The following is a 23,761-nucleotide window of genomic DNA, read 5'->3' on the forward strand; positions in this document are numbered from 1 at the left end:
AGCACCGAACCATGCGTATCCTCATCCTTTCCGCTGCCGTTGTGCTGCCGCTGCTCTCGGGCTGCGGCACGATGGGCGCGACCAATAGCTATCAGCAGGACCTGAACGCTCTGGAGGCCGCCTGCACGCGGGACCAAGGCATTCTAACGCCGACGGGCGTTCAGACCGGGCGTCCGCAGACCGAGTACGCCTGCAAGATCACCGGCACAGCCACGCGTATTCCGCCGCGCTGACCGCGGGCGCTCGGCCGGCGTTCCCACGCTCTCATACCGTCAGTCCGTCGAAGCATCCGCCTCAAGCGGCCGCGATCACGCGGCTTATTACTTGACGTTGACGTAAACGTAGGGTTCTTGGCGTCCACGCTTGGAACCGCCCTGCCCGTCGTGCCGCGACCTGCCGCACGTTGAGGATGGGCCCAAAGATGGAGACGCACTTCCATGGCTGACGCCTATATCTACGACGCCGTCCGCACGCCGCGCGGCAAGGGCAAGAAGGACGGCTCGCTGCACGAGATCACCGGCCTCAGCCTGGCGACCCAGGTGCTGGAAGCCCTGCGCGACCGCAACGACCTGGACACCTCTAAGGTCGATGACGTCATCCTGGGCTGCGTCACGCCAGTGGGCGAACTGGGCGCCGACATCGCGCGCACCGCCGTGCTCTCGGCCGGCTGGTCGCAATATACGGCGGGCGTCCAAATCAACCGCTTCTGCGCCTCGGGCCTGGAAGCCGTGAACATGGCGACGGCCAAGGTGAAGTCCGGCGAGGCCGACTTCGCCGTCGGCGGCGGCGTCGAGGTCATGAGCCGCGTGCCCATGGGTTCGGACATGGGCGCCTGGCCGACCGACCCCTCCTCGGCCTTCCCGACCTATTTCGTGCCGCAGGGCGTCTCGGCGGACATGATCGCCACCAAATACGGTTTCAGCCGCGACGACGTGGACGCCTATTCGGTCGAGAGCCACAAGCGCGCCGCCAAGGCCTGGGCCGAGGGCCGGTTCAAGAACTCGGTGATCGGCGTCAAGGACCAGCTGGGCCTGACCATTCTGGATCATGACGAGACGATCCGTCCGAACACGGACATGCAGGCGCTCGGCGGCCTGAACCCCTCCTTCGCCATGATGGGCGAAATGGCATTCGACGGCGTGATCAACCAGCGCTACCCCGAGGTCGAACGCGTCAACCACGTCCACACGCCGGGCAACTCGTCCGGCATCGTCGATGGTTCGGCCGGCGTGCTGATCGGTTCGCTGGAAGCGGGCCAGGCCTTGGGCCTGAAGCCGCGCGCCAAGATCCTGGGCGGCGCCTCCATCGGTTCGGAGCCGTCGATCATGCTGACCGGCCCTGAGTATGTGACCCGCAAACTGCTGGGCAAGCTGGGCATGACGCCCGACGACATCGACCTGTGGGAGCTGAACGAGGCCTTCGCGGCCGTCGTCCTGCGCTATATGCAGGCCCTGAACATCGACCACGCCAAGATGAACGTGAACGGCGGCGGCATCTCGATGGGCCACCCCCTGGGCGCCACCGGCGCCATGATCACCGGCATCGCGCTGGACGAGCTGGAGCGCTCGAACAAGTCGACCGCCCTGGTCACCCTGTGCATCGGCGGCGGCATGGGCACCGCCACCGTCATTGAACGCGTCTGATCCGGGAGCAAATGGATATGGAAAACTTCAAGATCGACGTCGACGCCGACAATATCGCCCTGATCACCTTTGACGTTCCGGGCCGTTCGATGAACACCCTGACGTCCTCGGTGATGAAGGAAATCCCCGAGCTGGTCGAACGCATCAAGACCGACGACGCCATCAAGGGCGCCGTCATCACCTCGGGCAAAGCCTCGGGCTTCTGCGCCGGCGCGGACCTGGGCGACATGGCCGGCGGCGTGCTGTCGGGCGGCGGCGACCTGCAAAAGGCGTTCGACGCCGGCTGGAAGCTGAACGGCGCCTTCCGTGCGCTGGAAACGTCCGGCAAGCCGATCGCGGCCGCGATCAACGGCCTGGCCTTGGGCGGCGGGCTGGAGTTCACCCTGGCGGCCCACTACCGCGTGGTCGAGAACGACAACAAGATCCAGCTGGGCCTGCCAGAGATCAAGGTCGGCCTGTTCCCCGGCGGCGGCGGCACCCAGCGCCTGACCCGCCTGGTCGGCGTCCAGAACGCCATGATGGCGATGAGCGAGGGCAAGTCCTTCCGCCCCAACGACGCCAAGGGCGCCGGCATCGTTCATGAAGTCGTCGAAAAGGGCCAGTCGGTCGAAGCGGCCAAGGCCTGGATCAAGACCAAAGTTGAATCGGGGGGCAAGGCCGTGCAGCCCTGGGACGAGAAGTCGTTCAAACTGCCCGGCGGCGGCCCCTATCACCCGGCCGGCATCCAGAACTTCATGGTCGGCAACGCCATGTTGCGCAAGCAGTCTTACGGCAACTATCCGGCCGTGGTGAACCTGATGAAGGCCGTTTACGAAGGCGCTCAGGTGCCGATGGACGCGGCCCTGCGCATCGAGACCCGCTACTTCATCAAGACCCTGATGACGCCGCAGGCGCAGGCCATGATCCGCTCGCTGTTCCTGTCCAAACAAGAACTGGACAAGGGGGCCGTGCGCCCTGCCGGCGTGCCGAAGTCCGATCCGAAGAAGGTCACCGTCATCGGCGCCGGCATGATGGGCGCGGGCATCGCCTATGTGCAGGCGCTGGCCGGCATCGAAACCATCCTGATCGACCAGACCCAGGAAGCCGCCGACAAGGGCAAGGCCCACGTCGAGGAACTGCTGAAGAAGCGGCTGTCGCGCGGTCAGCTGACGCAGGAGAAGTATGACGCCCTGCTGGGTTCGGTCACGGCGACGACGGACTACGATCTGATCAAGGGTTCCGACCTGGTCGTCGAGGCCGTGTTCGAGAACCGGGAGATCAAGGCCGATGTGACCAAGCGCGCCGAGGCGCAACTGGCTGACGGCGCTGTGTTCGGCTCCAACACCTCGACCCTGCCGATCACCGGTCTGGCCGAGGCCTCGGTGCGGCCCGAGGACTTCATCGGCATTCACTTCTTCTCGCCCGTCGACAAGATGATGCTGGTCGAGATCATCCTGGGCGAAAAGACGGGTCAGGCCGCCATCGCCAAGGCGCTGGACTATGTGCTGAAGATCAAGAAGACGCCGATCGTCGTCAACGACAGCCGCGGCTTCTACACCTCGCGCTGCTTCTCCACCTTCCTGATGGAGGGCATGGCGATGCTGGAAGAGGGCTATGGCCCCGCCCTGATCGACAATGTCGGTCGCATGACCGGCATGCCGCGCGGCCCGCTGGAGATGCACGACGACGTCGCCCTGGACCTGTCCTACAAGATCGCCAAACAGACGGCGCTGGATCTGGGCGACAAATATGTGCCGTCGGAAGGCGCCGACATCGTCGCCAAGATGGTCGAGGGCGGTCGCTTCGGTCGCAAGAACGGCAAGGGCTTCTACGACTACGATCAGAAGCCCAAGACGATCTGGAAGGGTCTGGGCGAACTGGCCCCCACCACCAAGGGCATCGACCAGCCGGAAGAGCCCACCGCCTTCGCCCAGATCGACGAGCTGAAGACGCGCCTGCTGTATCGTCAGGCCGTCGAAGTGGCGCGCTGCTGGGAAGAAGGCGTCATCGACGATCCGCGTGAAGCCGATCTAGGCGCCATCCTTGGCTGGGGCTTCGCGCCGTGGACCGGCGGCCCGATCAGCATGATCGACGGCATCGGCCTGGCCAAGTTCGTCGAGACGGCGGACCGTCTGGCTGCGACCTACGGCGACCGCTTCGAGGTCCCGCAGTTGCTGCGCGATATGGCCGCCAAGAACGAGACCTTCTACGGCAAGTTCGCCCCGGAGAAGGCCGCCGCCTGATCGGTTGCGGACATCCACAGAAGACGGAACGGGCGGCCTTCGGGTCGCCCGTTTTCGTTTGGCGCGCCTTTGCCCTTTCGTCATTCCGGGCGAAGCGTAGCGAGGACCCGGAACCCAGCGCCGCGCGAAAGCGCGAACCTGTCGCGGACTCGCTGCTCGACGCGGCGCGGCGGATAGATTTCGCCTTCAGCGTCGCTGGGTTCCGGGTTTTCGGACCAGCCGGCCCTCCGCCCGGAATGACGAGGACCTAAAAAAGACCCGCCCGACACGAGGTCGAGCGGGTCGCTCCGCCGCCCTTCGCGGGGTCGGTGGCGGGTCGCTAGGGGCGCGGAGTAGCGGTGAAAAGGCAGGGCCGCAGCCGGGCGAACCGCTAGGGTTCGCCCAACCTCGGAGGCCGGCGTCAGCCTTCCAGGTCCTGGCCTTCGTCCGGCTCGGGCGTGCCCAGCAGTTCGTCGGCGATCTTGTTAGTCGAGGCGCGCACGTTCTTTTCGATTGAGGCGGCGATGTCTGGGTTCTGTTTCAGGAACTCGCGCACATTCTCGCGGCCCTGACCGATCCGGGTCGAGTCATAGCTGAACCAGCTGCCCGACTTCTCGATGATGCCGGCCTTGACGCCCAGGTCGATGACTTCGCCCAGTTTGGAGATGCCTTCGCCGTACATGATGTCGAAGATGACCTCGCGGAACGGCGGGGCGACCTTGTTCTTGACCACCTTGACCCGTGTGGTGTTGCCGACCACCTCGTCACGGTTCTTGATCGCGCCGGTGCGGCGGATGTCCAGACGCACCGAGGCGTAGAACTTCAGCGCATTGCCGCCCGTCGTCGTCTCGGGGCTGCCGTACATGACGCCGATCTTGTGACGGATCTGGTTGATGAACAGGACGATGCACTTCGACTTGCTGATGGAGGCCGTCAGCTTGCGCAGCGCCTGGCTCATCAGGCGCGCCTGGAGCCCCGGCAGGCTGTCGCCCATCTCGCCCTCGATCTCGGCGCGCGGCGTCAGGGCCGCGACGGAGTCCACGACCACAATATCTACGGCGCCCGACCGGACCAGCGTATCTACGATCTCCAGCGCCTGCTCGCCGGTGTCCGGCTGCGACACCAGAAGATCATCCAGATTGACGCCAAGCTTCTGGGCGTAGACCGGGTCCAGCGCGTGTTCGGCGTCGACAAAAGCGGCGACCCCGCCCTTCTTCTGCACTTCGGCGACGGTGTGCAGGGCCAGGGTCGTCTTGCCCGAGGATTCCGGGCCGAAGACCTCGATCACCCGCCCGACCGGCAGGCCGCCGATGCCCAAGGCCATGTCCAGGCCCAGCGAACCGGTCGAGACGCTCTCGATCTCATTCACCTGCCCGGCCTTGCCGAGCTTCATCACCGAGCCCTTGCCGAAGGCGCGATCGATCTGCGCGATCGCCGCCTCCAGGGCGCGTTGCTTGTCGCCGTCGTCCTTGCCCACCAACTTGAGTGCCGCCTGTGAAGCCATTGCCTTCGTCTCCCTTGCCATGATTCCTGTCATTAAGCTTGGGAGAGACCCGCCTGGACCCGCCCCCGTTTCGTGAGGCCGACTATGTGCATGGTTTGTTCCGGTTCACAAGATGTTCTCATTGATCAAAGCGAGAACAGCCAAAACCTACGACCGTTTTTGACGCAAGCTAGAGCGGAAGACGCAGGCTGAAGCTGGCGCCTTCGGGGTCGTACGTCATGACCGCCGAGCCGCGCAGCGAGCGGTTGATGGTCGAATCGATAAGCACCGAACCGAAGCCCTTGCGCTGAGGCGGCGACACCGCCGGCCCGCCGCTTTCGACCCAATCCAGCAGCAGATGGCCGTCCGCCACGGACCAGTCGACCCGCACGCAGCCCGAGGCGTTCGACAGGGCGCCATATTTGGCGGCGTTCACCGCCAGTTCGTGAAAGACCATCCCCATGCCCAACGTCTGCTGCGCGTTCAGATCGACGGCCGGACCGGTCAGGCGAACCTGTTCCTGGGCATAGGGCGCCAGTTCCTGAGCCAGCATGGCGCGCAGATCGACACGCTCCCAGTTCGCGGCCGTCAGCAGGTTCTGCGTGTTGGACAGGGCCACCAGCCGCGCCTCGAACAGGGCGGTGAAGGTGGCGACATCCGGCGTGCGCCGCGCCGTCTGGTGGGCGATGGACTGCACCGTGGCCAGGGTGTTCTTCACCCGGTGATTCAGTTCGTTGATCAGCAATCGCTGCAAGCGTTCGCTGTCGGCCAGGGCGGCGAAGGCCTCACGGCGATCGGTGATGTCGGTGATGACGCCCGACATCTTGATCGGCCGGCCCGAACGACTGCGGATCAGGCGCCCCCTCAGATGGATCCAGCGGCCCGAGGCCGGCAGACGCCATTCCTGATCATATTCGCCCTCCCCCGCCAGGGCGCGCTTCAGCGCCTGACGATGCAGCGGCAGATCCTCGGGCGACAGACGATCGCCGATCTCGGTGGCTCCCAGACGGCTGTCCGCGTCGATGGACAGGATTTCGCGCGCGCGGCCTGACATCATCGTCGTCTTCATCGGCAGGGTCGCTTCCCAGAAGCCGACGCCGCCTGCGTCCACGGCCGCCAGGACATTGGCGCGCTGATCCACGATCGAGGCGCCCAGCGCGAGAAACAGCAACGTCACCGCCCCGGTCGTCACCGCGACCGCCAGGACGACCGGCGACGCTCCGCCCTCCACCGGCCCTGCGTCGGCGATCGGAGTCAGGATCAGGGCCGCCATCCCGACATGGTGCATGGAGACGATGGCCAGACCCAGGATCACGGCGGCGACCGCGCGCCAGGCCAGGCTCCGCTCCTGGCGGGCCGCAATCAGGGCGGCATAGGCCGCGGCGACCGCAACCAGAACCGACAGGGCGACCAGCACGGGCTGATAGCTCAGGACGGCGTTCATCCGCATCGCCGCCATCCCGACATAATGCATGGCGACGATGGACCCGCCCATCAGCAGGGCCGCCGGCGCCAGTCGCAAGGGGCTGGCCTGCGCCGTCCCCGCCGTCAGGAAGGCCAAGGACGTGCCGGCCGTCGCCAGCAGGAACGACACCAGCGTCAGGCCGGGATCATAGAAGACCGGGCCTTCGACTTCGAACCCCAGCATGGCGATGAAATGCATCGACCAGATGCTGACGCCCAAGGCCAGGGCGGCGACGCCCAGCCAACGCAACCGCGTCGCGCCGATCTGATCGCGGGTGCGGTTGAACAAATCCAGAGCCGTCCACGCGCCCAGGATCGCTATCGCCAGCGACAGGACGGTGAACGGATTGACGTGAAGATGGTGCAAACGCGCCGAAGCTCCGAGAAACAGCAGCGGTATGCTTAGCCCGGTTTCATCGCTCGGACGACTGCGAAACGCATCTGGATCAAGCGACCAACCTGGCCCCCACGGCGACTGCAACAGCCAGCGCCAGGCTGGCGGCGGCGAAGATCGGCAAGGCCCGCCCCGATCGCGGCGCCAGCGGACGGACCAGCATCGCGATCATCAGGGCGATCGGCCCCACAGCGCCAGGCATGTCCATGCCGACGCCCAGGAAGACGCCGTGCCCCTGAACCAGCAACCACCCGCCGACCAGGGCTGTGGCGACGACGGCGGGCGCGAAGGACGCCCACGAGCCGAAGCGGGCGCCGATCACCGCCGTCGACGCGGCGGCCAGGGCGGCGATCAGGCCGGGCCACAGCAGCAGGAAGGCGGCTTCCGGCGCCGCCGCCTGCACCCCGCCGCCCAGGATCAGGACCAGGACGATCAGCCCCAGCCAGCCGCCCCAGACGGCGTCTGCGTCCTGCGGTTTCGGCCGCGTCAGGCTGAGCGCCAGAGCGATCACCGTCGCCCCCAGGACCGGCAGGCTGAAACCGCCAAGCGCCGCTGCAATCGCGAAAGCGGCCAGGACAACCCCGGCCGCGCCCCATCGACCCAGCAACCGTCGCCCTGCGGTCAGCATCATAACCAGGGCCAGCATGGCCAGGGCCACGGCGATTTCGAGAACCGGCAGGCGACGCAGTAAGGTGTAATAGAGGTCGGCCGAATCCACGCGACGGCCGATCGGCCCGGCCAGGACGCGCACCGCTTGTCCCACCACCACCGCACTGGCCAACAGCCACAGGCCATCCGCCGCGCCGCGTAAGACCGACAGGGCTCTCAAACCCGTCGCACGGCGCGCGCCCCAGGCGGCGAAGGCCGTCGCCAGAACCGCCACGGCCAGCAGCAGCCAGCCGATCGCCGGCGAATGCTGCACGACGAACAGACCGAAGACGTCGGCATAGACGGCGTTCTGCGTCGCCTTCGGCAGGTTCGGCGCCCGCAACAGGTCATCGGCCATTTCCAGCGCTTGGGAGCCGATATGCTGCACGCTGCCCTGATCCAGCGCCTGCGGCGTCGAGGACGGTGAATGGTACTGTGCCGGGCGGCCGATGAAGGCCAGGTTGATCCCCGCCAGTTTGCGATCCGCCGCCACGGTGAAGTCCGTGCCGTTAGGCATCAGCCGATAGACGAAGATGGCCAGGGCGTTGCTGGACGGCCCGCCCGTCGCCCGCTGCGTCGCCTGGGCATAGCGGGCGATGGTCTGGGCGTTGCCGGGTCCGGTCTCGAACATCATCGCGCGCCCGCCGCCGCCCCGCGCCTCCAGATTGATCACCGCGCCGATGTCGTCACGCAGCGGATGTTCGCTGAAGAAGGCCCGCGCCCCGTCCAGATTCAGCTCCTCGGCGTCGGTGAACAGGACGACCAGCGTCCGCTCGGCCCCGCCCCGTGCCTTGATCGCGCGCACGGCCTCCAGAATGGCGGCCACGCCGGACGTGTCGTCGGCGGCGCCGGGCGAGGTCGGCGAGGTGTCGTAATGCGCCATAAGGGCCACGGCAGGCAGGGCCGGATTCCGTCCCGGCAGGACGCCGATGACATTGACGGCTTGGACGCCGCCCGCATTTCCACCCTCCCGCTCGAGCCGCGCGACGGCGGCGGGCGATAGGGCGCCGGTCTGCAGGCTGGGCTGAAGCCCCAGCGCCGTCAGCCTTTGGACCAGATAGGCCTGAACCTGCCGATGCTCGGCCGAGCCGACCGGATGCGGCGATCTCGCGATCCGGTTCACGTCCATCATGGCGCGCGCGGCCGAGAACTGAACCGCAGGCGCCGAGGCGGGCAGGGGTTTGGGCGTCTGCGCGGTCAGCACCGCCAAGCCCAGGGCCGCCGCAAGGGACGCCAGAAACAACACCCAACGCATATCCAATCCCCCGATCGCTCTGTCCCGCAATCATCCCCGAACCGCCGGTGTGCGCAAGGCCTCGATCAGCGTCGCAAGACGTTGCGCGCCGCCAGATTCCCCGTGGCCCCGTCGCCGTCGTCCGCGCTGGAGCCGAACGGCCAGCCCCGGTCGTCGCCGCAGTAGCGTCGCCCGCCTTCACGCGACCCGATCACCACCGCGCGCGGCCTCAGCCAACCCGCGCCGGTGAACAGATTGTCCGTAATCTGATTATAGGACGGCGTCTGGTGGCGGATCACGCCGTCCTCGCCGCAGTTGCGGTACAGAAAGACCCCGCCCTTGCCGCGCAGCGCCAGCCGGTTGCCGACGATGCGGTTGGCGCCCGACCCGTCCACCGCGATCTGCTCGCGCCCGGTGCGAATATCGAAATCATTATCCTGGATCAGCGCGCCTGCGCTCTCGGCGTCCAGATAGACGGCGGTCGAGGTCGAGCGCCCCGTAAAGCGGGATCGCGTCACAGTGGTGCGCGTGACCCCGGGTCCGACATACAGGGGAATGGTCCCCACGCCCTCGAACCGAACCCGGTCCAGGGTGACGCGGAGCGGCGCGGCGGACTGGGCCGCTAGCGTGTGCCCCGCGGTGCGTGAAGAGGCCAGCAGATCGCGCATCGATCCGCCCGCACCCATGCCCCAGATCCGCACATTGCCGACGACGGTGCAGTTTCGGATCGTCACATCGACCGGCCGCGACCACCGATCGCCCTCGCGGCGGGACCAGACGGCGAGGGTCGGGGCGGCGGTCGTCGTCGGGCCCGGCGCGCGGATCGTCCCGCCCCCGCAATCCAGCGACGCGCCTGAACTCTCCCCGCCTTCGATCAGCACACGGCGGCGGATATCGACGCCCGGCAGGTCGGCTTGGCACGTCAGGCGATAAGGCTGCGTCGACGGCGCCGTCAGCGCCGCCACCTCTTGCGGCGTGCACGGTCTGGCGGCTGGCGCCTGAAAGGTCAGCAAGGCCAGGGCCAGCGCCGCCGTCATCAGGGCAGAGGGATCGCCAGGGCCGCGCGCTCGGCCGCGCAGCCGGGATTGGTCAGGCCGCTGCGACGCGCAGCCGCCAGTTCGCCCCTCGCCGCCGCCATGTCTGCTTCGAAGACGGGGGTGGCGACGGCCCTGGCCGCAACATCCCGCCCGATCTGTTCGCCGACCGCGACATCGGTTGGATAGTGCATGGCGCAGACCAGGCGGCTGACCCCGATCTCGTGCCCGATCCGGCGCAGGGCCTCCGCGCGGTCCGGCTCCAGCGCCGCAAAGGCCTCGCCATAGGCCGTCGCGACCGCCGCGCTGCCGGACGGATAGGAGGCGCTGCGTCTCGCCGCCGGCGTCAGGGTCTGGCAGGCGCGACGACCGAGATCGTCGCCGACCGGCCGCAGCCGCGCCTGGCGCGCCTTGACGCGTTCGGCCGCACTGTTCGCATCGTGGAAGATCCGCGCCATCACGCGGTCCAGCGCTGGCGTCTCGGCCGACCCCAGACGAACACCCAAGGCGCAATCGAAATGTTGCAAGGCCAGCGGCGGACGCAACTCGGCATGGGCGGTCGCCAGCAGCCAACGGTCGCCGTCTTCCAGAGCCACAAGACGCGCCGAGGCCGCCTTGTCCGCAATATCCGCGACGGACCCCGGAGCCGGGGCCGGCGGGACTGCGTTCGTTAATTGGACGACAACTTCATCGCTCAAATAGCCTTCAGCCGGCATCGCGCCGTCCGGCTTGGGCGCCCCTGCGCACCCACCGGCCAGCAGGATCGCCGTCGCCGCGCCCAGGGCGGCGACCCGCTTCACTGACCGGCGCTCCAGCCCAGCTGGACCGAGGTCACGCCAGTCTCGGTCGGCGTGGCGACGACCTGTAGCGAGGCGCCGTTCACAGCGTCCGCCGCCGCGCCATAGGCGCGCGTGTCGCCCTGGTTCATTCCGGCGACGGACCGCAGGCCCGCCTTCTCGGCGCGCTCGCGATAGAAGGCGACGACATCGTCCGGCGAAGCGGTGGTGGTGAAGGTGACCAGGCCGCCCGGCCCGGCCTCGCCGCCGGCGGCCAGCGGCTGTCCGTCCACCTGTGCGCCGGGATACACGACGGCGAAGGACGGCGGCCCGTCGGCGGCGGCGGGCGCAGCCCCTCCTACGGCGGGAGCTTCGGCTGCGGGAGGCGTCGCATCTGCGACGGTCGGCGCCGACGCTTCAGGCGCAGCCTTGGCCTCGACCGGTTGGGCCGAGCGATCACATCCTGCGAGGCAAAACAGAACCACGACGGCGGGGGCCGCCAAGCGAAGCGTCATCGAAAGGTCGTCCTTGGACCGATGGAAGGTCAGAGCGCCACCGTGGCGCATGGTTGCGGCGGCGACAAGGTGCCCACTCAGCCGGCGGCGCCGTCTCGACCGGCCGAGCCTTCCTTCGCCAGTCGGTCGTTGATCTCGGCGGAGTCGGGGTCGTCGTCCGAACCGCTTGCCGATCCGCCGCGCAGCGAGCCTGCCCGCGTGTCCGATCCCGAATCGCTGCCGTCCAGGGCCTCGATCAGCGTATCCGCCTTGTGACCCAGGTCCGGCTTTTCGCCCATGTCGGCGGCCTCGCGCGCGTCGTCGCAATCCGCTTCGGGCTTCGGGGAATCGGTGTCGGTCATGACGCAGTCTCCGCTTGTCGAGATCAGTCTAAATCGTCTGATCCGGTTGCGGTTCCAGACCCTCGCCCTTGAACCCCGAGGGACAGACCCGATCTAGGCGTCATGATCCCGTTTTCAGTTCTCGACCTCTCTCCCATCGTCGAAGGCGGCGACGCCCGACGCGGCCTGGATGAAACCCTGGCCCTGGCCCAGGCCGCCGATCGGCTCGGCTATGAGCGGTTCTGGCTGGCCGAACACCACAATATGCCCGGCATCGCCAGCGCCGCCACCGCCATCGTCATCGGCCATGTCGCGGCGGGGACCGAGCGCATTCGCGTCGGCTCCGGCGGCGTCATGCTGCCCAACCATGCGCCCCTGGTCGTCGCCGAACAGTTCGGCACGCTTGAGACCCTGTTTCCGGGCCGCATCGATCTCGGCCTGGGCCGCGCGCCCGGCACGGACGGCGCCACCGCCCGTGCGCTGCGGCGCTATTTCGAAGGCGCAGACCAGTTCCCGCGCGATGTGGTCGAGCTAATCCAGTGGTTCGAGCCGGCGTCTGAGCACCAGCCCGTCCGCGCCGTCCCGGGCGCCGGCCTGCGCGTGCCGATCTGGCTTCTGGGCTCCAGCCTGTTCAGCGCCCAGCTCGCCGGCCAGCTCGGCCTGCCCTACGCCTTCGCCAGCCATTTCGCTCCCGAACTGCTGCTGGAGGCCCTGGCCCTGTACCGTCGCGAGTTCGTCCCGTCGGACCGCCTGGCCAAGCCCCACGCTATGGCCGCGATCAACGTCTTCGCCGCCGATACGGACGCCGAGGGCGTGCGTCTGTCCACGTCGATGCAGCAGAGCTTCGCCCGCCTCTCGACCGGCAAGCCGGGCAAGCTGCCGCCGCCCGTCGATGACATCACCGCGATCCTGACGCCGCAGCAGATCGCCGGCGCCAAGGGCCGGCTGCTCTATTCCGCCATCGGCGGCCCGGAAACCGTCAAGCGCCAACTGACCGACTTCATCGCCCTGACCGGCGTGGACGAACTGATGGTCACCGGCATGATGTTCGACAACACCGCCCGCATCCGCAGCCTGGAGATCGTCGCCGAGGCGCGGGATCAGATGACCACGAAGCAGGCGGCCTAGAGGCCCTTCAGGAAATCCAGCAGCAGGCGGTTGATCTCGTCCGCCCGTTCCTGCTGGATCCAGTGACCCGCGCCCGACACGACCACCGAGCGGATCAGGTTCGGCGCCCAGTCCTTCAGGCCCGCCTCGTGCCCGCCGGCGTAGTGGCGCACCGGGTCGTCCTCGCCGACGATGAACAGGGCGGGCGGGGTGATCTTCTTGTCCTGCACGAAGGCCGTCAGCGACCAGTTCAGGTCCATCGCCCGATACCAGTTCAGGGGTCCTTCGAACCCGCCGTCCGAAAAGGCCTGCACATATTCATCGAAATGCGCCTCGCTCATCCACGGCGGCAGGGTCGCATCGTCGGCGATGGTGTCGAGCAGGGCCACGCCTTCGGGCATGAAGCCGGTCGATCTGCGATCGGCGGGAGTCGCACCGTCGTAGGCGTAGAACAGTTTCCTCAACGCCATCGCCGGATCGGCGTCCAGCGCGCGGTGCGCATCCGGCGCCTGGAACCGGCTTATATAGAGGTCGCCCAGACCGGCCCGTTTCGAGATGGCGGCCATGGCGGCGGTGGGCGGTCCCGTGGGTCGGCGCGGCTGGAACGGCACCGACAGGCCCGCGACCGCCGTGAACAGATCGGGCCGCAACAGGGCGCAATGCCAGGCCACCGGCGCGCCCCAGTCATGCCCGACGACGATGCAGGACGCCTTGCCCAGCGCGCGGACCAGATCAACCATGTCACCGACCAGATGCAGGATGGAATAGGCCTCCACTCCCTCCGGCTTCTCTGTTCCGCCATAGCCCCGCATGTCCGGGGCGACGACATGATAGCCCGCCTGCGCGATCGCCTGGACCTGGGCGCGCCAGCTGATCCCCAGTTCGGGAAAGCCGTGGATCAGCAGGACCAGAGGCGCGTTATCATGCTCGAACCCGGCCTCCAGAACCTGTTGGACCAGACCGTCGGGCTTGATATGCCGGGTTCGCATCGCTTCCTCCGACGGCGTCTTCGCCGCTCATTATCGTCAGGACGGACATGACCCGCCTCGTCACCTTTGCGGACGGTACGACCGTTCCCGCCCTCGGCCAAGGCACCTGGGAGTTGGGCGACGACCCGGCCTGGCGCGATGAGGAGCAGCAGGCCCTGGCGCGCGGCATCGATCTGGGCATGACCCTGATCGACACGGCCGAACTATACGGCGACGGCCGCTCGGAGCGGCTGGTGGGCGAGGTCATCGCCGGACGCCGCGATGAGGTCTTCGTGGTCTCCAAGGTCCGGCCCGAGAACGCGTCCGAGATGAAGATGATGCTGGCCTGCGAGAAGTCGCTGGAACGGCTCGGCGTCGAGCGGCTGGACCTCTACCTGCTGCACTGGGAAGGCCATGTTCCGCTGGAAGAGACCGTCGAGGCCTTCCGCGATCTGGTCGACGAAGGGATGATCGCCCGCTGGGGCGTGTCGAACCTGGACCTGCGCGCTATGGAGCAGTTGATCGAGATCGAGGGGGGCGAGGACTGCGCCGCCAATCAGTTGCTCTATAATCTCGGCTCACGCGGGGTGGAGTTCGACCTCTTCCCTTGGATGCAGGCGCGCGACATGCCGATGATGGCCTATTCGCCGCTTGGAAGGGGCGAACTGCTGGAACAGCCCCTGATCCGCGACATCGCCAATCGCCATTCCGCCAGCCCGGCCCAAGTGGCCTTGGCCGCCGTCCTGCGCCACGACGGCGTCATCGCCATCCCCAAGGCCAGTTCCGTCGAACACGTCGAGGCCAACGCCGACGCCCTGGAGATCCAGTTCGATCTGGAGGATCTGGAACGGCTGGATGCGGCCTTCCCGCCCCCAAAACACGCCGTACCGCTGGATATTATCTAGCTTCCGGCGGCGATCGCCAGCCGCCGCGCCCGCTCATCATCCGCATACGGAACAACCGGCCCGCGACCCCAGACCGGATCGGGCCAAAGACCGTCGTCGCGGCGGCGGCCGACCACATGGACATGCAGTTGCGCCGTCACATTGCCGATGGCGCCGACGTTCAGCTTTTCGACCGCGCCCAGCCGACGAACCAGGGCCCCGGCCCGCACCGTCTCCTCCATCAATGTGGCCCGCTGTTCGACGCTCAGGTCCTCCAGCTCCACCGCGCCCTCGACGCGCGGAATCAAGATCAGCCAGGGAAAGCGGGCGTCGTCCTGAAGCCGCACATGGCACAGCGGCCATTCGGCGACGGCGACCGATCCCACCTCGAAGGCGGGCGCGACCTCAAACCCCATCAGTTCAGTCCGTAAATGACGCAGGCGCTGTCGGTCATCACCTGCAACGGGGGTTGCAGCGCCAGCCGCGCCGCCTCGATCTGAGCCTCGCTCGGCGCCCCGCCGCCGGGCGCTGGAGGCGGGGGCGGCGGCGGTGGTGGCGGCGGAGGCGGGGGTGCATAGGCCATGCGCGACCCCGTCACGACGATGTCGTCCACCGTCGTCTCGTGCCCGCCGCCTGCGCCGTACGAAGGCCACCCCGCCAGCACGTCCGTCTGACAGACCCGCCCCGACGGATCGATGATCTTGACCCGGCCCAGGGTCGCGCCCGCATTGGTCGCCGCCGCCTCGGCCCGGCGGCGCGCATCCTTCATCGCCTCGGCCTGCAGATTGGCCTTCCAGCTGTTGTCCGGCTCCAGATTGAAGTTCACCTGTCCGATCGCGGTCGGACGCGAGGCCACGATGGTCGCATAGACCCGCTCGATCAGGCGCACGTCGCGCACCGTCACATTGACAGAGGCGTCGGCCTGATAGCGAGCCACGCGGTCAGCGCGGATGTTGTCGCGCATGACCCCGTTTTCGTCGCGGTACTGGTCATAGAGCGGCCGGGTGGTCACGCTGGTCTCGACCCGCACCTTGTCCGCGCCATAGGCCGACAAGGCCTGGCTCAGCGCCCGCACCTGATCGGCGGCGGCGCGCGAGGCCTCGGCGACGCTGCGGTCCACCGACTGGAAGCTGGCCGAGACGAAGGCGCGGTTGGCGGGAATTTCCACCCGGACTTGGCCGAGCGACGCGATCACCGGATCGCGCATCCACCAGGGTGCGGGGATATAGCGGTCGCCGATCGTCGCGGGCGGCGTCTGAGCCAGCACAGGCGTGGCGACCGACGCCAGCAGCAGGGCGAAAGCGAATGAACGGCGCATCGAAATCCTCCGGTTTGCGCCGGACCTTCGCAAGCCTGACCAAGGCCGTAAAGCGAGGTTCTTGCGACAGCCGCGCGAGGGGTCTAGACCGCCCGCACGATTAATCCCCTTTCGCACACGCAATAAACGGAGACTTCCATGGCTCGCGCGAAGATCGCCCTTATCGGCGCCGGCATGATCGGCGGAACCCTGGCCCACGTGGCCGCGCGCGAAGCCCTGGGCGACGTGATCCTGTTCGACATCGCCGAGGGCACGCCCCAAGGCAAAGCCTTGGACATCGCCGAGGCCTCGGCCGTCTTCGGCCAGGACGTGGCCCTGAAGGGCGCCAACGACTATGCCGACATCGCGGGCGCCGACGTCTGCATCGTCACCGCCGGCGTGCCGCGCAAGCCGGGCATGAGCCGCGACGACCTGATCGGAATCAATCTGAAGGTCATGAAGGCCGTCGGCGAAGGCATCAAGGCCCACGCCCCGAACGCCTTCGTCATCTGCATCACCAACCCGCTCGACGCCATGGTCTGGGCCCTGCAGAAGTTCTCGGGCCTGCCCAAGGAGAAGGTCGTCGGCATGGCCGGCGTGCTGGACTCGGCCCGCTTCGCCTACTTCCTGGCTGAAAAGACCGGCGTGTCGGTGCAGGACATCCACGCCTGGACCCTGGGCGGTCACGGCGACGACATGGTGCCGATGGTGCGCCACTCGACCGTCGGCGGCCTGCCCCTGCCGGACGCCGTCGCCGCCGGCTTCCTGTCGCAGGACGAGCTGGACGCCATCGTCGAGCGCACCCGCAAGGGCGGCGGCGAGATCGTGGCCCTGCTGAAGACCGGCTCGGCCTTCTACGCCCCGGCGGAATCCGCCATCGCCATGGCCAAGTCCTACCTGCTGGACCAGAAGCGCGTCCTGCCCTGCGCCGTCTGGCTGTCGGGCGAATACGGCCTGTCGGACCTCTACGTCGGCGTTCCCGCCCTGATCGGCGCCGGCGGCGTCGAGAAGATCGTCGAGTTCACGACCAACGACGAAGAAAAGGCGATGTTCGAAAAGTCCGTCGCCTCGGTCCAGGGCCTGCTGCAAGCCTGCAAGGACATCGATTCCTCGCTGGCGTAGGCCGCGCGACCATCGAATGACGAAGGGCCTGCGGAGCGATCCGCAGGCCCTTTTTCTTTTCCCTTCTTCCGTTGGGGGAGGGAGCTCATCGCGTCGCGACGTAGCCCATGCCTGCCGCAAACTTGGGCAGCAGTTGCAGCCAGACCGTCAGCGGATCCGCCAGTTGCGCCACGCCTTCGCCCGACAGCACGACGACATCGTACTGCACCGTCGCCGTCGGCGTTTCGGCGGCGGTGTGGAAGGCCTTCAGATAGCGGTTGTCGCGGTTCCAGGCGTTGACCTTGTCCAGCGTCGCGCCGGCGCCCGGCACAACGGCGCTGAACTGGACCTCGCCGCAGCCAGACGCCTCGCATCCATAGAAAAAGACCGCCCAGGTCAGGCCCGCATTGGTCACGGTGAAGAAGGTCAGGCCGTTCTCGGTCTGCACCGGACCGACCCGCCCGCCCACCCCAGTGATCCACGTCGCGACCTCGGCCGGCGTCAGCCCGCGACTGGCGGCAGACGGCGCCGTCTGGGCGAACGCTCCTCCCGCCGTCAGCGGCGATAAGGTCAACGACAGGGCGGCGGCGAGGGCGAGACGGCGCATGGAAACACTCCGAGGGTCAGCCCCACCCTAGCCGTCAGTCGCGGACGTGCGCCAGCCAGTCCTTGCTCTGCATTTCGTTAAAGCGCGACACGGTGCGCTCGAACTCGAAGGCCCCCACCCCTTCGGTATAGAGGGCCTCCGGCTTGGCCGCCGCCAGCACGATCAGCTTGGTCTTGGCCTCATAGAGGGCGTCCACCAGGGTCACCAGACGCCGCGCCTCGTGGTGGTTGGCCGAACTCAGGATCGGCACGTCCTCCAGGAACAGGGTATGGAACCGCTGGGCGATGGCCAGATAGTCCTGCGGCCCCAGCGGCCGGGCGCACAACTCCGCGAACGTCGCTCGCGCCATCGATCCCACGGTGCGCTCCACCACCACATCGCGGCCCAGTACGCTCAGGTGCGCCGGCTCCTCCGGTTCGCCCCCCTTCAACTCGCGCCATAACGCCTCGAACGCCGCGCGGTCGTCCGGCGTGTGCCAGACCTGGGCCGAGGTCATCCGGTCCAGCCGCCAGTCCCGCGCGCCGGCCGTCTCCACGACCACGCAGCGCTTACGGATGATGTCGATGAAGGGCAGGAAAAGCTGACGATTGATGCCGTTCTTGTAGAGGTCCTCCGGCGCGCGGTTCGAGGTGATGGCCAGCACCACCCGATCCTCGACCAGGGCTTCGAACAGCCGGCCCAGGATCATGGCGTCGGCGATGTCGGTGACCTGCAATTCGTCGAAACACAGCAGCCGGGCTTCCGACGCGATCAGCTTGGCGATCGGCGGGATGGGGTCGTCGCCCTTATGGGTGCCGAACACGGCCTTGCGAGCCTTCGCATCCCCCTCGCGCCACTGTCTCACCAGATCGTGGATGCGGGCCATGAAGGCGTGAAAGTGGGCGCGCGTCTTTCGCGGCTCGGGCGTCGCCGAATAGAACAGGTCCATCAGCATCGACTTGCCGCGTCCGGGCGGGCCGTAGAGATAGACGCCCCGCACCTCCGGCGCCTTGCCGAACAGGCCGCGTTTGGCCAGATCGACCTCCAGCCGCTCCAGCGCCGTGATCACGCTCTCCTGCGCCGGATCGGGCGTCAGCACGCCCTCTTCCACGCGGATGTCGTAGGCGTTGCGGATACGGGAGGTCATAGGAGGACTGCTTAAAGCCCGGCACAGTGAAAAGCGATTGCTTCGCAGCCCTGAACGCCTATTTGCAGGGCCATCACTACAATGCGCTCAAGCAGCGAGGCCCCGTGGGCCGAGCGGTAGCGCGTCCGAAGGACGAGAAAAAATGGGTTATCGCGTCGCCATCGTCGGGGCCACGGGCAATGTGGGCCGCGAAATGCTGAACATCCTCGAGGAGCTGGAATTCCCCGTCGATGAAATTCACGCCATCGCCTCGCGCAAGTCCAAGGGCGTCGAGGTCTCCTTCGGCGACAAGACCGTCAAATGCCAGGACATCGAGCAGTTCGACTTCTCCAAGGTCGACATCGTCCTGATGTCCGCCGGCGGCGCGGTGTCCAGGGAATGGTCCGAGAAGATCGGCAAGGCCGGTCCCATCGTGATCGACAACTCCTCGGCCTTCCGCAAGGACGCCGACGTGCCGCTGATCGTGCCCGAGGTGAACCCGGACGCCATCAAGGACGCGACCAAGAAGAACATCATCGCCAACCCCAACTGCTCGACCATTCAGCTGGTGACGGCGCTGAAGCCGCTGCACGACGCGGCCAAGATCAAGCGGGTGGTGGTCTCGACCTATCAGTCGGTGTCCGGCACCGGCAAGGAAGGCATGGACGAGCTGTGGAACCAGACCAAGGCCATCTACGGCCTGGGCGACGCCACGCCCAAGAAGTTCCCCAAACAGATCGCCTTCAACGTCATCCCCTACATCGGTTCCTTCCTCGAGGACGGCTCCACCGACGAGGAGAAGAAGATGTCGGACGAGACGCACAAGATGCTGGACCCCGACATCCAGGTCACCGTCACCTGCGTGCGCGTGCCGGTCTTCGTGGGTCACTCCGAGGCCGTGAACGTCCAGTTCGACCGCCCCATCGAACCCGACGAGGCCCGCGCCATCCTGCGCGAGGCGCCGGGCGTCCTGGTCATCGATAAGCAGGAGCACGACGGCTATATCACCCCGGTCGACGCCGCCAGCGAACACGCCGTCTATGTCAGCCGCATCCGCAAGGATCCGACCGTCGAGAACGGCCTGAACCTGTGGGTCGTGTCCGACAACCTGCGCAAGGGCGCCGCCCTGAACGCGGTCCAGATCGCCCAGCTTCTGGACGAGACGGGCGTGATCAAGTCGTCGTCGGGATATCGTTCGATCACGGTCTGATCCTTACTTTCGTCATCCTCGGGCTTGCCCCGAGGACCGGATGTTCCGCCGCTGGTGCGAACGAGCGACGCATAGACGCCCGCCGCGCCCGATCCTCGGGTCAATCCCGAGGATGACGGCAAGGGGGTGAAAGGAATACGCGCCATGAGCGCCACCCCCTCTCCCAACGACCCCCGCGCCGTCGGCACGGCCATCGCCTGCTACACCCTGTGGGGGCTGCTGCCTCTGCTCTTCATGGCGATGGCCGCGCACGGCTTCGGCGCGCCCGAAATCCTGGCGCACCGGGCGGTCTGGTCAGTCTTCGTGGCGGGCCTGGTCCTGCTGCTGGCCGGGCAATGGGGCGAGGCTCGACAGGTGCTGGCCACGCCGCGCACCCTGGCCTGGCTGGCCCTGTCCGCGCTGCTGATCGGCACGAACTGGAGCCTCTATGTCTTCGCCACCACCCATCATGCGACGCTGGAGGCCAGCCTCGGCTACTATATCAATCCCCTGCTGAACATGGCGGCCGGCGCCGTGCTGTTCCGCGAGAAGATCGACCGCTGGAGCGCGCTGGCCATCGGTCTGGCCGCCATCGGGGTCGTGATCCAGACGATCGCCCTCGGGCATGTGCCGATCATCGGCCTGACCCTGGCCGTTACCTTCTGCGCCTATGCGGTGATCCGTAAGCGCGTGCCCGCCTCGGCCCAGACCGGTCTTTTCGTGGAATGTCTGGTGCTGCTGCCCATCGGTGCGGTCTTCCTGGCCTGGTTGACCACCCACGGTCAGGCGGTCGGGTTCGCCTCGCCGTCCGGTCTGATCTGGGCGCTGGTGAACGGCCCGGCGACCGTAATCCCGCTGGCGCTGTTCGCCTGGTCGGCGCGGCGTCTGCCCCTGTCCACGGTCGGCTTCATCCAGTTCCTGGCCCCGACGCTGCAGTTCGCCTGCGGCGTCGCGACCGGCGAGCCGCTGACCCTGCTGCGGATCGTCTCCTTCGTCTTCATCTGGGCCGGCGCCGGCGTCTTCGCCCTGGCCGCCTTCAATCGCAGCCGCGCCGCACGCGAGGCGTTGAAGACCACGGCGGAACCGGCGTAGCCTTCGCCCACACGGAGGCGAGCCCATGACGACCGCCAACCGGGCCCCTGCGAAGGCGGACAGGTCCATGCCGCCGCCGAACCGGCCCACCCGCTTTCGGCGGCGCGCAAACGCTGGGTGCTGGCCGCGACGGTGCTGGGCTCCAGCCTGACCTTCATCGACGGCTCGGCCCTGGGCGTCGCCCTACCCGCCGTGCAGCGGGATCTGGCGGCCGGCACGGCGGCGGTGCAGTGGGTGTCGAACGCCTATCTGCTGACGCTTGGCGCCCTGGTTCTGATCGGCGGCGCGGCCGGCGATCGGTTCGGCCGCCGGCGGGTCTTTCTGATCGGGGTCGCGATCTTCGCCCTGGCCTCCATCGGCTGCGCCCTGGCCCCCACCGTCCAGGCTCTGGTCGCCGGTCGGGCGATCCAGGGAATCGGTGCGGCCCTGCTGACGCCCGGCGCCCTGGCGGTGATCGGCGCGACATTCCCGCCCGAGGAGCGCGGCAAGGCCTTTGGAACCTGGGCCGGGTTCGGCGCCCTGACCGGCATGGTCGGGCCGTTGATCGGGGGATGGCTGGCCGACGCCGCCGACTGGCGCGCCATCTTCTGGATCAATGTCCCGCTGGCGATCCTGACCGCCGTGGTGACGCTGGCCGCGACGCCCGAGAGCCGCGATCCCGACGCGCGCGGTCTGGACGGTCTGGGCGCGGTTCTGGCCGTCGCCGGCCTGGGCGCCCTGACCTGGGCCCTGACCGCCGCGCCCGATCTGGGGTTCGCATCGCCCGTGATCCTGGGAGGATTGGCCGTGGGCGCCGCGCTGCTGGCCGCCTTCGTCTGGGCCGAAGCGCGCCAGAGCCACCCGATGATGCCGCTGGGCCTGTTTTCGTCCTCTGTGTTCAGCGGGATCAATCTGCTGACCTTGCTGCTCTATTTCGCCCTGGGCGGGGCGATGTTCTTCCTGCCCTTCGATCTGATCCGGGTTCACGGCTGGAGCGCGACCGAGGCCGGCGCCGCCATGCTGCCCTTCGCCGCCGTCATGGGCCTGTTTTCCGGCCTCGCTGGACGGGTCGCCGATCGGTTCGGCGCGCGTCTGTCGCTCAGCGTCGGGCCAGCCCTGGCCGGGATCGGACTGGCGCTCCTCGCCGTGCCAGCGCCGGGCGCCGGCTATGTCGACGGACCGCTGGCGGGCATGACGGTGCTGGCGATCGGCATGACCCTGGCGGTCGGGCCGTTGACGGCGACGGTCATGGGAGCGGTCAAGGCGGGCCACACCGGCGTGGCCTCGGGCGTCAACAATGCGGTGGCGCGCGTGGCCAGCCTTCTCGCCGTCGCCCTTTTGGGCCTGGTGCTGTCGGCGGTCTTCGCCGGGGTCGCCAACCTGCCTGACGCGCGCGCCCAGCTGGCCCAGGTCATGTCGGGCGGCGAGATCACGCCCGTCGCCCGCGACGCTTTCCATGCGGCGTTCCGGGCCGTGATCCTGACATGCGCCGCCTGCGCGGGCTTGGCCGGCCTGATCGGCCTGCTGACCGCGCCCGGCCCGGTTCAGAAGGCGGCGTAAAGCGCGTCCAGCAACCGTTTGGGTCGGGGGTCGCCGATCAGGTGCGGCGACTGGCGCGTCATCACATAGGCCGCCGACAGCTTCCGCGACGGATCCGCCATGGCCATCGACCCGCCCCAGCCATAATGGCCGAAGGCTTCGTTCGGCCCGAACACCTTCAGCCCGTCATTGCGCATCAGCCCCGCCGCCCAGCTGATCGTATAGGGCAGCACCTTGTCCGGCCCATAGATGCGCTCGCGCGTCAGCTGATCCACCGTTCCCGCCGACAGCACCGACCGGCCGTCCAGCGCGCCGCCATTGGCGACCACGCCCAGCATCTTCGCCAGGCCCAAAGCCGTGCCGTGCAGATTGGCCGACGGGATCTCCATCTCGCGCCAAGCCGCCGAACCGCGCCCGCCCGGCGCCGAGCCGCGATCCAGGAAGGCCGCCTGTTTGATCGGATCGATGCTCCCCAGGCTGGGCGCCGCCGTGGGCTTGCGCATCTGCGCCACCCGTCCATGCTCGCTTTCCGGCAGGCCGATCCACAAGTCCAGCCCCGCGAAGTCCTGGCGCAGCGCCTGGCCCATCGTCCTCCCGGTCGCCCGGCGATAGACCTCATTGGCCAGATAGCCGACGGTGATCGGGTGATAGCCCGAGGCTGAACCCGGCGCCCACATCGGCGCCTGGGCCGCCAGACGCGCCAGAACCGCAGACACATCGAACCAGATGGTCGGATCGACTGCCTCGGAGAAGCCCGGCAGTCCCGATTGGTGGCTCATCAGCTGGGCCACGGTGACGTCCGCCTTGCCCGCCGCGCCGAACTCAGGCCACAGCGAGGCGACCGGCTGGTCATAGTCGATCTGCCCGGCCTCGACCGCGCTCGCCATCAGGATGGCCATCACCGCCTTGCCGGTCGAAAACACCGAGGTCAGGGTCGTTTCGGTGAACGGCGTCGTCCTGGCCGTATCCGCATGGCCCGCCCACAGATCGACGACCGTTTCGCCCTCGACCAGCACGCTGAACCGCGCCGCCTGCTCGTTCAGCCCCTCGGGCGCGTCGGCGAAGTTGGCGGCGAACGTCTCGCGCACGGCCTCAAAACCGGGTGCGCAGACGCCGTGGATGTCGATGAGATCGGTCATGGACCGGTCTTAGCCGTCCGCCGTCGATCTGTCAGCCGACCG

Annotated in this window: 22 protein-coding genes; 9 read left to right on the plus strand and 13 right to left on the minus strand. The window is 67.8% G+C overall.

Annotated elements, in window-relative coordinates; translation table 11 throughout:
- Positions 1–11 precede the first annotated feature (11 nt).
- The 3 genes from VH88_RS03145 to VH88_RS03155 all read left to right on the plus strand — a co-directional run bounded on the left by VH88_RS03145 (position 12) and on the right by VH88_RS03155 (position 3,865).
- Complete coding sequence (locus VH88_RS03145) at positions 12–233, plus strand: hypothetical protein (protein WP_045809960.1); 222 nt, start codon at positions 12–14, stop codon at positions 231–233.
- 204 nt (positions 234–437) lie between these two features.
- Entirely contained in the window at positions 438–1,643 is a 1,206-nt protein-coding gene (locus VH88_RS03150) for an acetyl-CoA C-acetyltransferase (protein ID WP_045809961.1), read from the plus strand.
- A gap of 17 nt (positions 1,644–1,660) precedes the next feature.
- Positions 1,661–3,865, plus strand: a complete 2,205-nt coding sequence (locus tag VH88_RS03155; protein WP_045810038.1) for a 3-hydroxyacyl-CoA dehydrogenase NAD-binding domain-containing protein — start codon at positions 1,661–1,663, stop codon at positions 3,863–3,865.
- Positions 3,866–4,265: 400 nt separating this feature from the next.
- On the opposite strand, the gene recA is transcribed toward VH88_RS03155, so the two are convergent.
- The 7 genes from recA to VH88_RS03190 form a co-directional block, all read right to left on the minus strand.
- Positions 4,266–5,348, minus strand: coding sequence for a recombinase RecA (recA, locus tag VH88_RS03160; RefSeq protein WP_045809962.1), 1,083 nt, complete (start codon positions 5,346–5,348; stop codon positions 4,266–4,268).
- Between the two features lie 169 nt (positions 5,349–5,517).
- Positions 5,518–7,158, minus strand: coding sequence for an MHYT domain-containing protein (locus tag VH88_RS15335; RefSeq protein ID WP_052689473.1), 1,641 nt, complete (start codon positions 7,156–7,158; stop codon positions 5,518–5,520).
- A gap of 79 nt (positions 7,159–7,237) precedes the next feature.
- Complete coding sequence (locus VH88_RS03170; protein ID WP_045809963.1) at positions 7,238–9,088, minus strand: M20/M25/M40 family metallo-hydrolase; 1,851 nt, start codon at positions 9,086–9,088, stop codon at positions 7,238–7,240.
- 65 nt (positions 9,089–9,153) lie between these two features.
- Entirely contained in the window at positions 9,154–10,104 is a 951-nt protein-coding gene (locus tag VH88_RS03175; protein WP_045809964.1) for a right-handed parallel beta-helix repeat-containing protein, read from the minus strand.
- Positions 10,104–10,901: a PA-phosphatase gene (locus VH88_RS03180; RefSeq protein ID WP_045809965.1), complete on the minus strand. Its 798-nt coding sequence runs from the start codon at positions 10,899–10,901 to the stop codon at positions 10,104–10,106. Before VH88_RS03180 ends, VH88_RS03175 begins: the two co-directional genes overlap by 1 nt.
- Positions 10,898–11,392, minus strand: a complete 495-nt coding sequence (locus VH88_RS03185) for a hypothetical protein (protein ID WP_045810040.1) — start codon at positions 11,390–11,392, stop codon at positions 10,898–10,900. The genes VH88_RS03180 and VH88_RS03185 overlap by 4 nt, the downstream gene beginning before the upstream one ends.
- 77 nt (positions 11,393–11,469) lie before the next feature.
- Positions 11,470–11,733: a hypothetical protein gene (locus VH88_RS03190; protein WP_045809966.1), complete on the minus strand. Its 264-nt coding sequence runs from the start codon at positions 11,731–11,733 to the stop codon at positions 11,470–11,472.
- 102 nt (positions 11,734–11,835) lie between these two features.
- Here VH88_RS03190 and VH88_RS03195 point away from each other — a divergent pair, with 102 nt between their 5' ends.
- Positions 11,836–12,840 (plus strand): LLM class flavin-dependent oxidoreductase, encoded by a 1,005-nt coding sequence (locus VH88_RS03195; RefSeq protein WP_045809967.1) that lies wholly within the window; start codon positions 11,836–11,838, stop codon positions 12,838–12,840.
- Here VH88_RS03195 and VH88_RS03200 read toward each other — a convergent pair.
- Complete coding sequence (locus VH88_RS03200; RefSeq protein ID WP_045809968.1) at positions 12,837–13,808, minus strand: alpha/beta fold hydrolase; 972 nt, start codon at positions 13,806–13,808, stop codon at positions 12,837–12,839. The two genes, VH88_RS03195 and VH88_RS03200, sit on opposite strands and share 4 nt — an antisense overlap.
- Before the next feature lie 47 nt (positions 13,809–13,855).
- Between VH88_RS03200 and VH88_RS03205 the strand changes: the two genes are divergently transcribed.
- Complete coding sequence (locus VH88_RS03205; protein WP_045809969.1) at positions 13,856–14,692, plus strand: aldo/keto reductase; 837 nt, start codon at positions 13,856–13,858, stop codon at positions 14,690–14,692.
- On the opposite strand, the gene VH88_RS03210 is transcribed toward VH88_RS03205, so the two are convergent.
- Both VH88_RS03210 and VH88_RS03215 read right to left on the minus strand, forming a co-directional pair.
- A complete protein-coding gene (locus VH88_RS03210; protein WP_369796254.1) occupies positions 14,689–15,090 on the minus strand; it encodes an HIT domain-containing protein in 402 nt (133 codons plus the stop codon). The genes VH88_RS03205 and VH88_RS03210 overlap by 4 nt on opposite strands.
- Positions 15,087–15,989, minus strand: a complete 903-nt coding sequence (locus VH88_RS03215; protein ID WP_045809971.1) for an SIMPL domain-containing protein — start codon at positions 15,987–15,989, stop codon at positions 15,087–15,089. The genes VH88_RS03210 and VH88_RS03215 overlap by 4 nt, the downstream gene beginning before the upstream one ends.
- A gap of 138 nt (positions 15,990–16,127) precedes the next feature.
- On the opposite strand from VH88_RS03215, the gene mdh reads away from it, so the two are divergent.
- On the plus strand, positions 16,128–17,090 hold the full coding sequence (mdh, locus tag VH88_RS03220; RefSeq protein WP_045809972.1) for a malate dehydrogenase: 963 nt from the start codon (positions 16,128–16,130) through the stop codon (positions 17,088–17,090).
- Positions 17,091–17,175: 85 nt separating this feature from the next.
- On the opposite strand, the gene VH88_RS15340 is transcribed toward mdh, so the two are convergent.
- Entirely contained in the window at positions 17,176–17,676 is a 501-nt protein-coding gene (locus VH88_RS15340; RefSeq protein WP_052689474.1) for a YbjN domain-containing protein, read from the minus strand.
- A gap of 34 nt (positions 17,677–17,710) precedes the next feature.
- Positions 17,711–18,802, minus strand: coding sequence for a cell division protein ZapE (gene zapE, locus VH88_RS03230; RefSeq protein ID WP_045809973.1), 1,092 nt, complete (start codon positions 18,800–18,802; stop codon positions 17,711–17,713).
- A gap of 142 nt (positions 18,803–18,944) precedes the next feature.
- Here zapE and VH88_RS03235 point away from each other — a divergent pair, with 142 nt between their 5' ends.
- From VH88_RS03235 to VH88_RS03245, 3 genes are all read left to right on the plus strand, one after another.
- Positions 18,945–19,991, plus strand: coding sequence for an aspartate-semialdehyde dehydrogenase (locus tag VH88_RS03235; protein ID WP_045809974.1), 1,047 nt, complete (start codon positions 18,945–18,947; stop codon positions 19,989–19,991).
- A gap of 144 nt (positions 19,992–20,135) precedes the next feature.
- Entirely contained in the window at positions 20,136–21,062 is a 927-nt protein-coding gene (rarD, locus tag VH88_RS03240) for an EamA family transporter RarD (protein WP_045809975.1), read from the plus strand.
- A 117-nt stretch (positions 21,063–21,179) separates the two neighbouring features.
- A complete protein-coding gene (locus VH88_RS03245) occupies positions 21,180–22,601 on the plus strand; it encodes an MFS transporter (protein WP_045809976.1) in 1,422 nt (473 codons plus the stop codon).
- Here the strand turns inward: VH88_RS03245 and VH88_RS03250 are convergent.
- Positions 22,586–23,719 carry a serine hydrolase domain-containing protein gene (locus tag VH88_RS03250; protein ID WP_045809977.1) on the minus strand — a complete coding sequence of 378 codons (1,134 nt, stop codon included), beginning with the start codon at positions 23,717–23,719 and terminating at the stop codon, positions 22,586–22,588. The genes VH88_RS03245 and VH88_RS03250 overlap by 16 nt on opposite strands.
- Between the last annotated feature and the right edge of the window lie 42 nt (positions 23,720–23,761).

Source organism: Brevundimonas sp. KM4, assembly GCF_000964075.1.
GTDB classification, from domain to species: Bacteria; Pseudomonadota; Alphaproteobacteria; order Caulobacterales; family Caulobacteraceae; genus Brevundimonas; species Brevundimonas huaxiensis.

Coding starts and splice junctions, on each gene's coding strand:
- VH88_RS03235 (WP_045809974.1), top strand. CDS start 18,945: ATGGGTTATCGCGTCGCCATCGTCGGGGCCACGGGCAATGTGGGCCGC.
- rarD (WP_045809975.1), top strand. CDS start 20,136: ATGAGCGCCACCCCCTCTCCCAACGACCCCCGCGCCGTCGGCACGGCC.
- VH88_RS03250 (WP_045809977.1), bottom strand. CDS start 23,719: ATGACCGATCTCATCGACATCCACGGCGTCTGCGCACCCGGTTTTGAG.
- VH88_RS03205 (WP_045809969.1), top strand. CDS start 13,856: ATGACCCGCCTCGTCACCTTTGCGGACGGTACGACCGTTCCCGCCCTC.
- zapE (WP_045809973.1), bottom strand. CDS start 18,802: ATGACCTCCCGTATCCGCAACGCCTACGACATCCGCGTGGAAGAGGGC.
- VH88_RS03195 (WP_045809967.1), top strand. CDS start 11,836: ATGATCCCGTTTTCAGTTCTCGACCTCTCTCCCATCGTCGAAGGCGGC.
- VH88_RS15340 (WP_052689474.1), bottom strand. CDS start 17,676: ATGCGCCGTCTCGCCCTCGCCGCCGCCCTGTCGTTGACCTTATCGCCG.
- VH88_RS03155 (WP_045810038.1), top strand. CDS start 1,661: ATGGAAAACTTCAAGATCGACGTCGACGCCGACAATATCGCCCTGATC.
- VH88_RS03150 (WP_045809961.1), top strand. CDS start 438: ATGGCTGACGCCTATATCTACGACGCCGTCCGCACGCCGCGCGGCAAG.
- VH88_RS03175 (WP_045809964.1), bottom strand. CDS start 10,104: ATGACGGCGGCGCTGGCCCTGGCCTTGCTGACCTTTCAGGCGCCAGCC.
- VH88_RS03200 (WP_045809968.1), bottom strand. CDS start 13,808: ATGCGAACCCGGCATATCAAGCCCGACGGTCTGGTCCAACAGGTTCTG.
- VH88_RS03215 (WP_045809971.1), bottom strand. CDS start 15,989: ATGCGCCGTTCATTCGCTTTCGCCCTGCTGCTGGCGTCGGTCGCCACG.
- VH88_RS03185 (WP_045810040.1), bottom strand. CDS start 11,392: ATGACGCTTCGCTTGGCGGCCCCCGCCGTCGTGGTTCTGTTTTGCCTC.
- VH88_RS03190 (WP_045809966.1), bottom strand. CDS start 11,733: ATGACCGACACCGATTCCCCGAAGCCCGAAGCGGATTGCGACGACGCG.
- VH88_RS03170 (WP_045809963.1), bottom strand. CDS start 9,088: ATGCGTTGGGTGTTGTTTCTGGCGTCCCTTGCGGCGGCCCTGGGCTTG.
- recA (WP_045809962.1), bottom strand. CDS start 5,348: ATGGCTTCACAGGCGGCACTCAAGTTGGTGGGCAAGGACGACGGCGAC.
- mdh (WP_045809972.1), top strand. CDS start 16,128: ATGGCTCGCGCGAAGATCGCCCTTATCGGCGCCGGCATGATCGGCGGA.
- VH88_RS03145 (WP_045809960.1), top strand. CDS start 12: ATGCGTATCCTCATCCTTTCCGCTGCCGTTGTGCTGCCGCTGCTCTCG.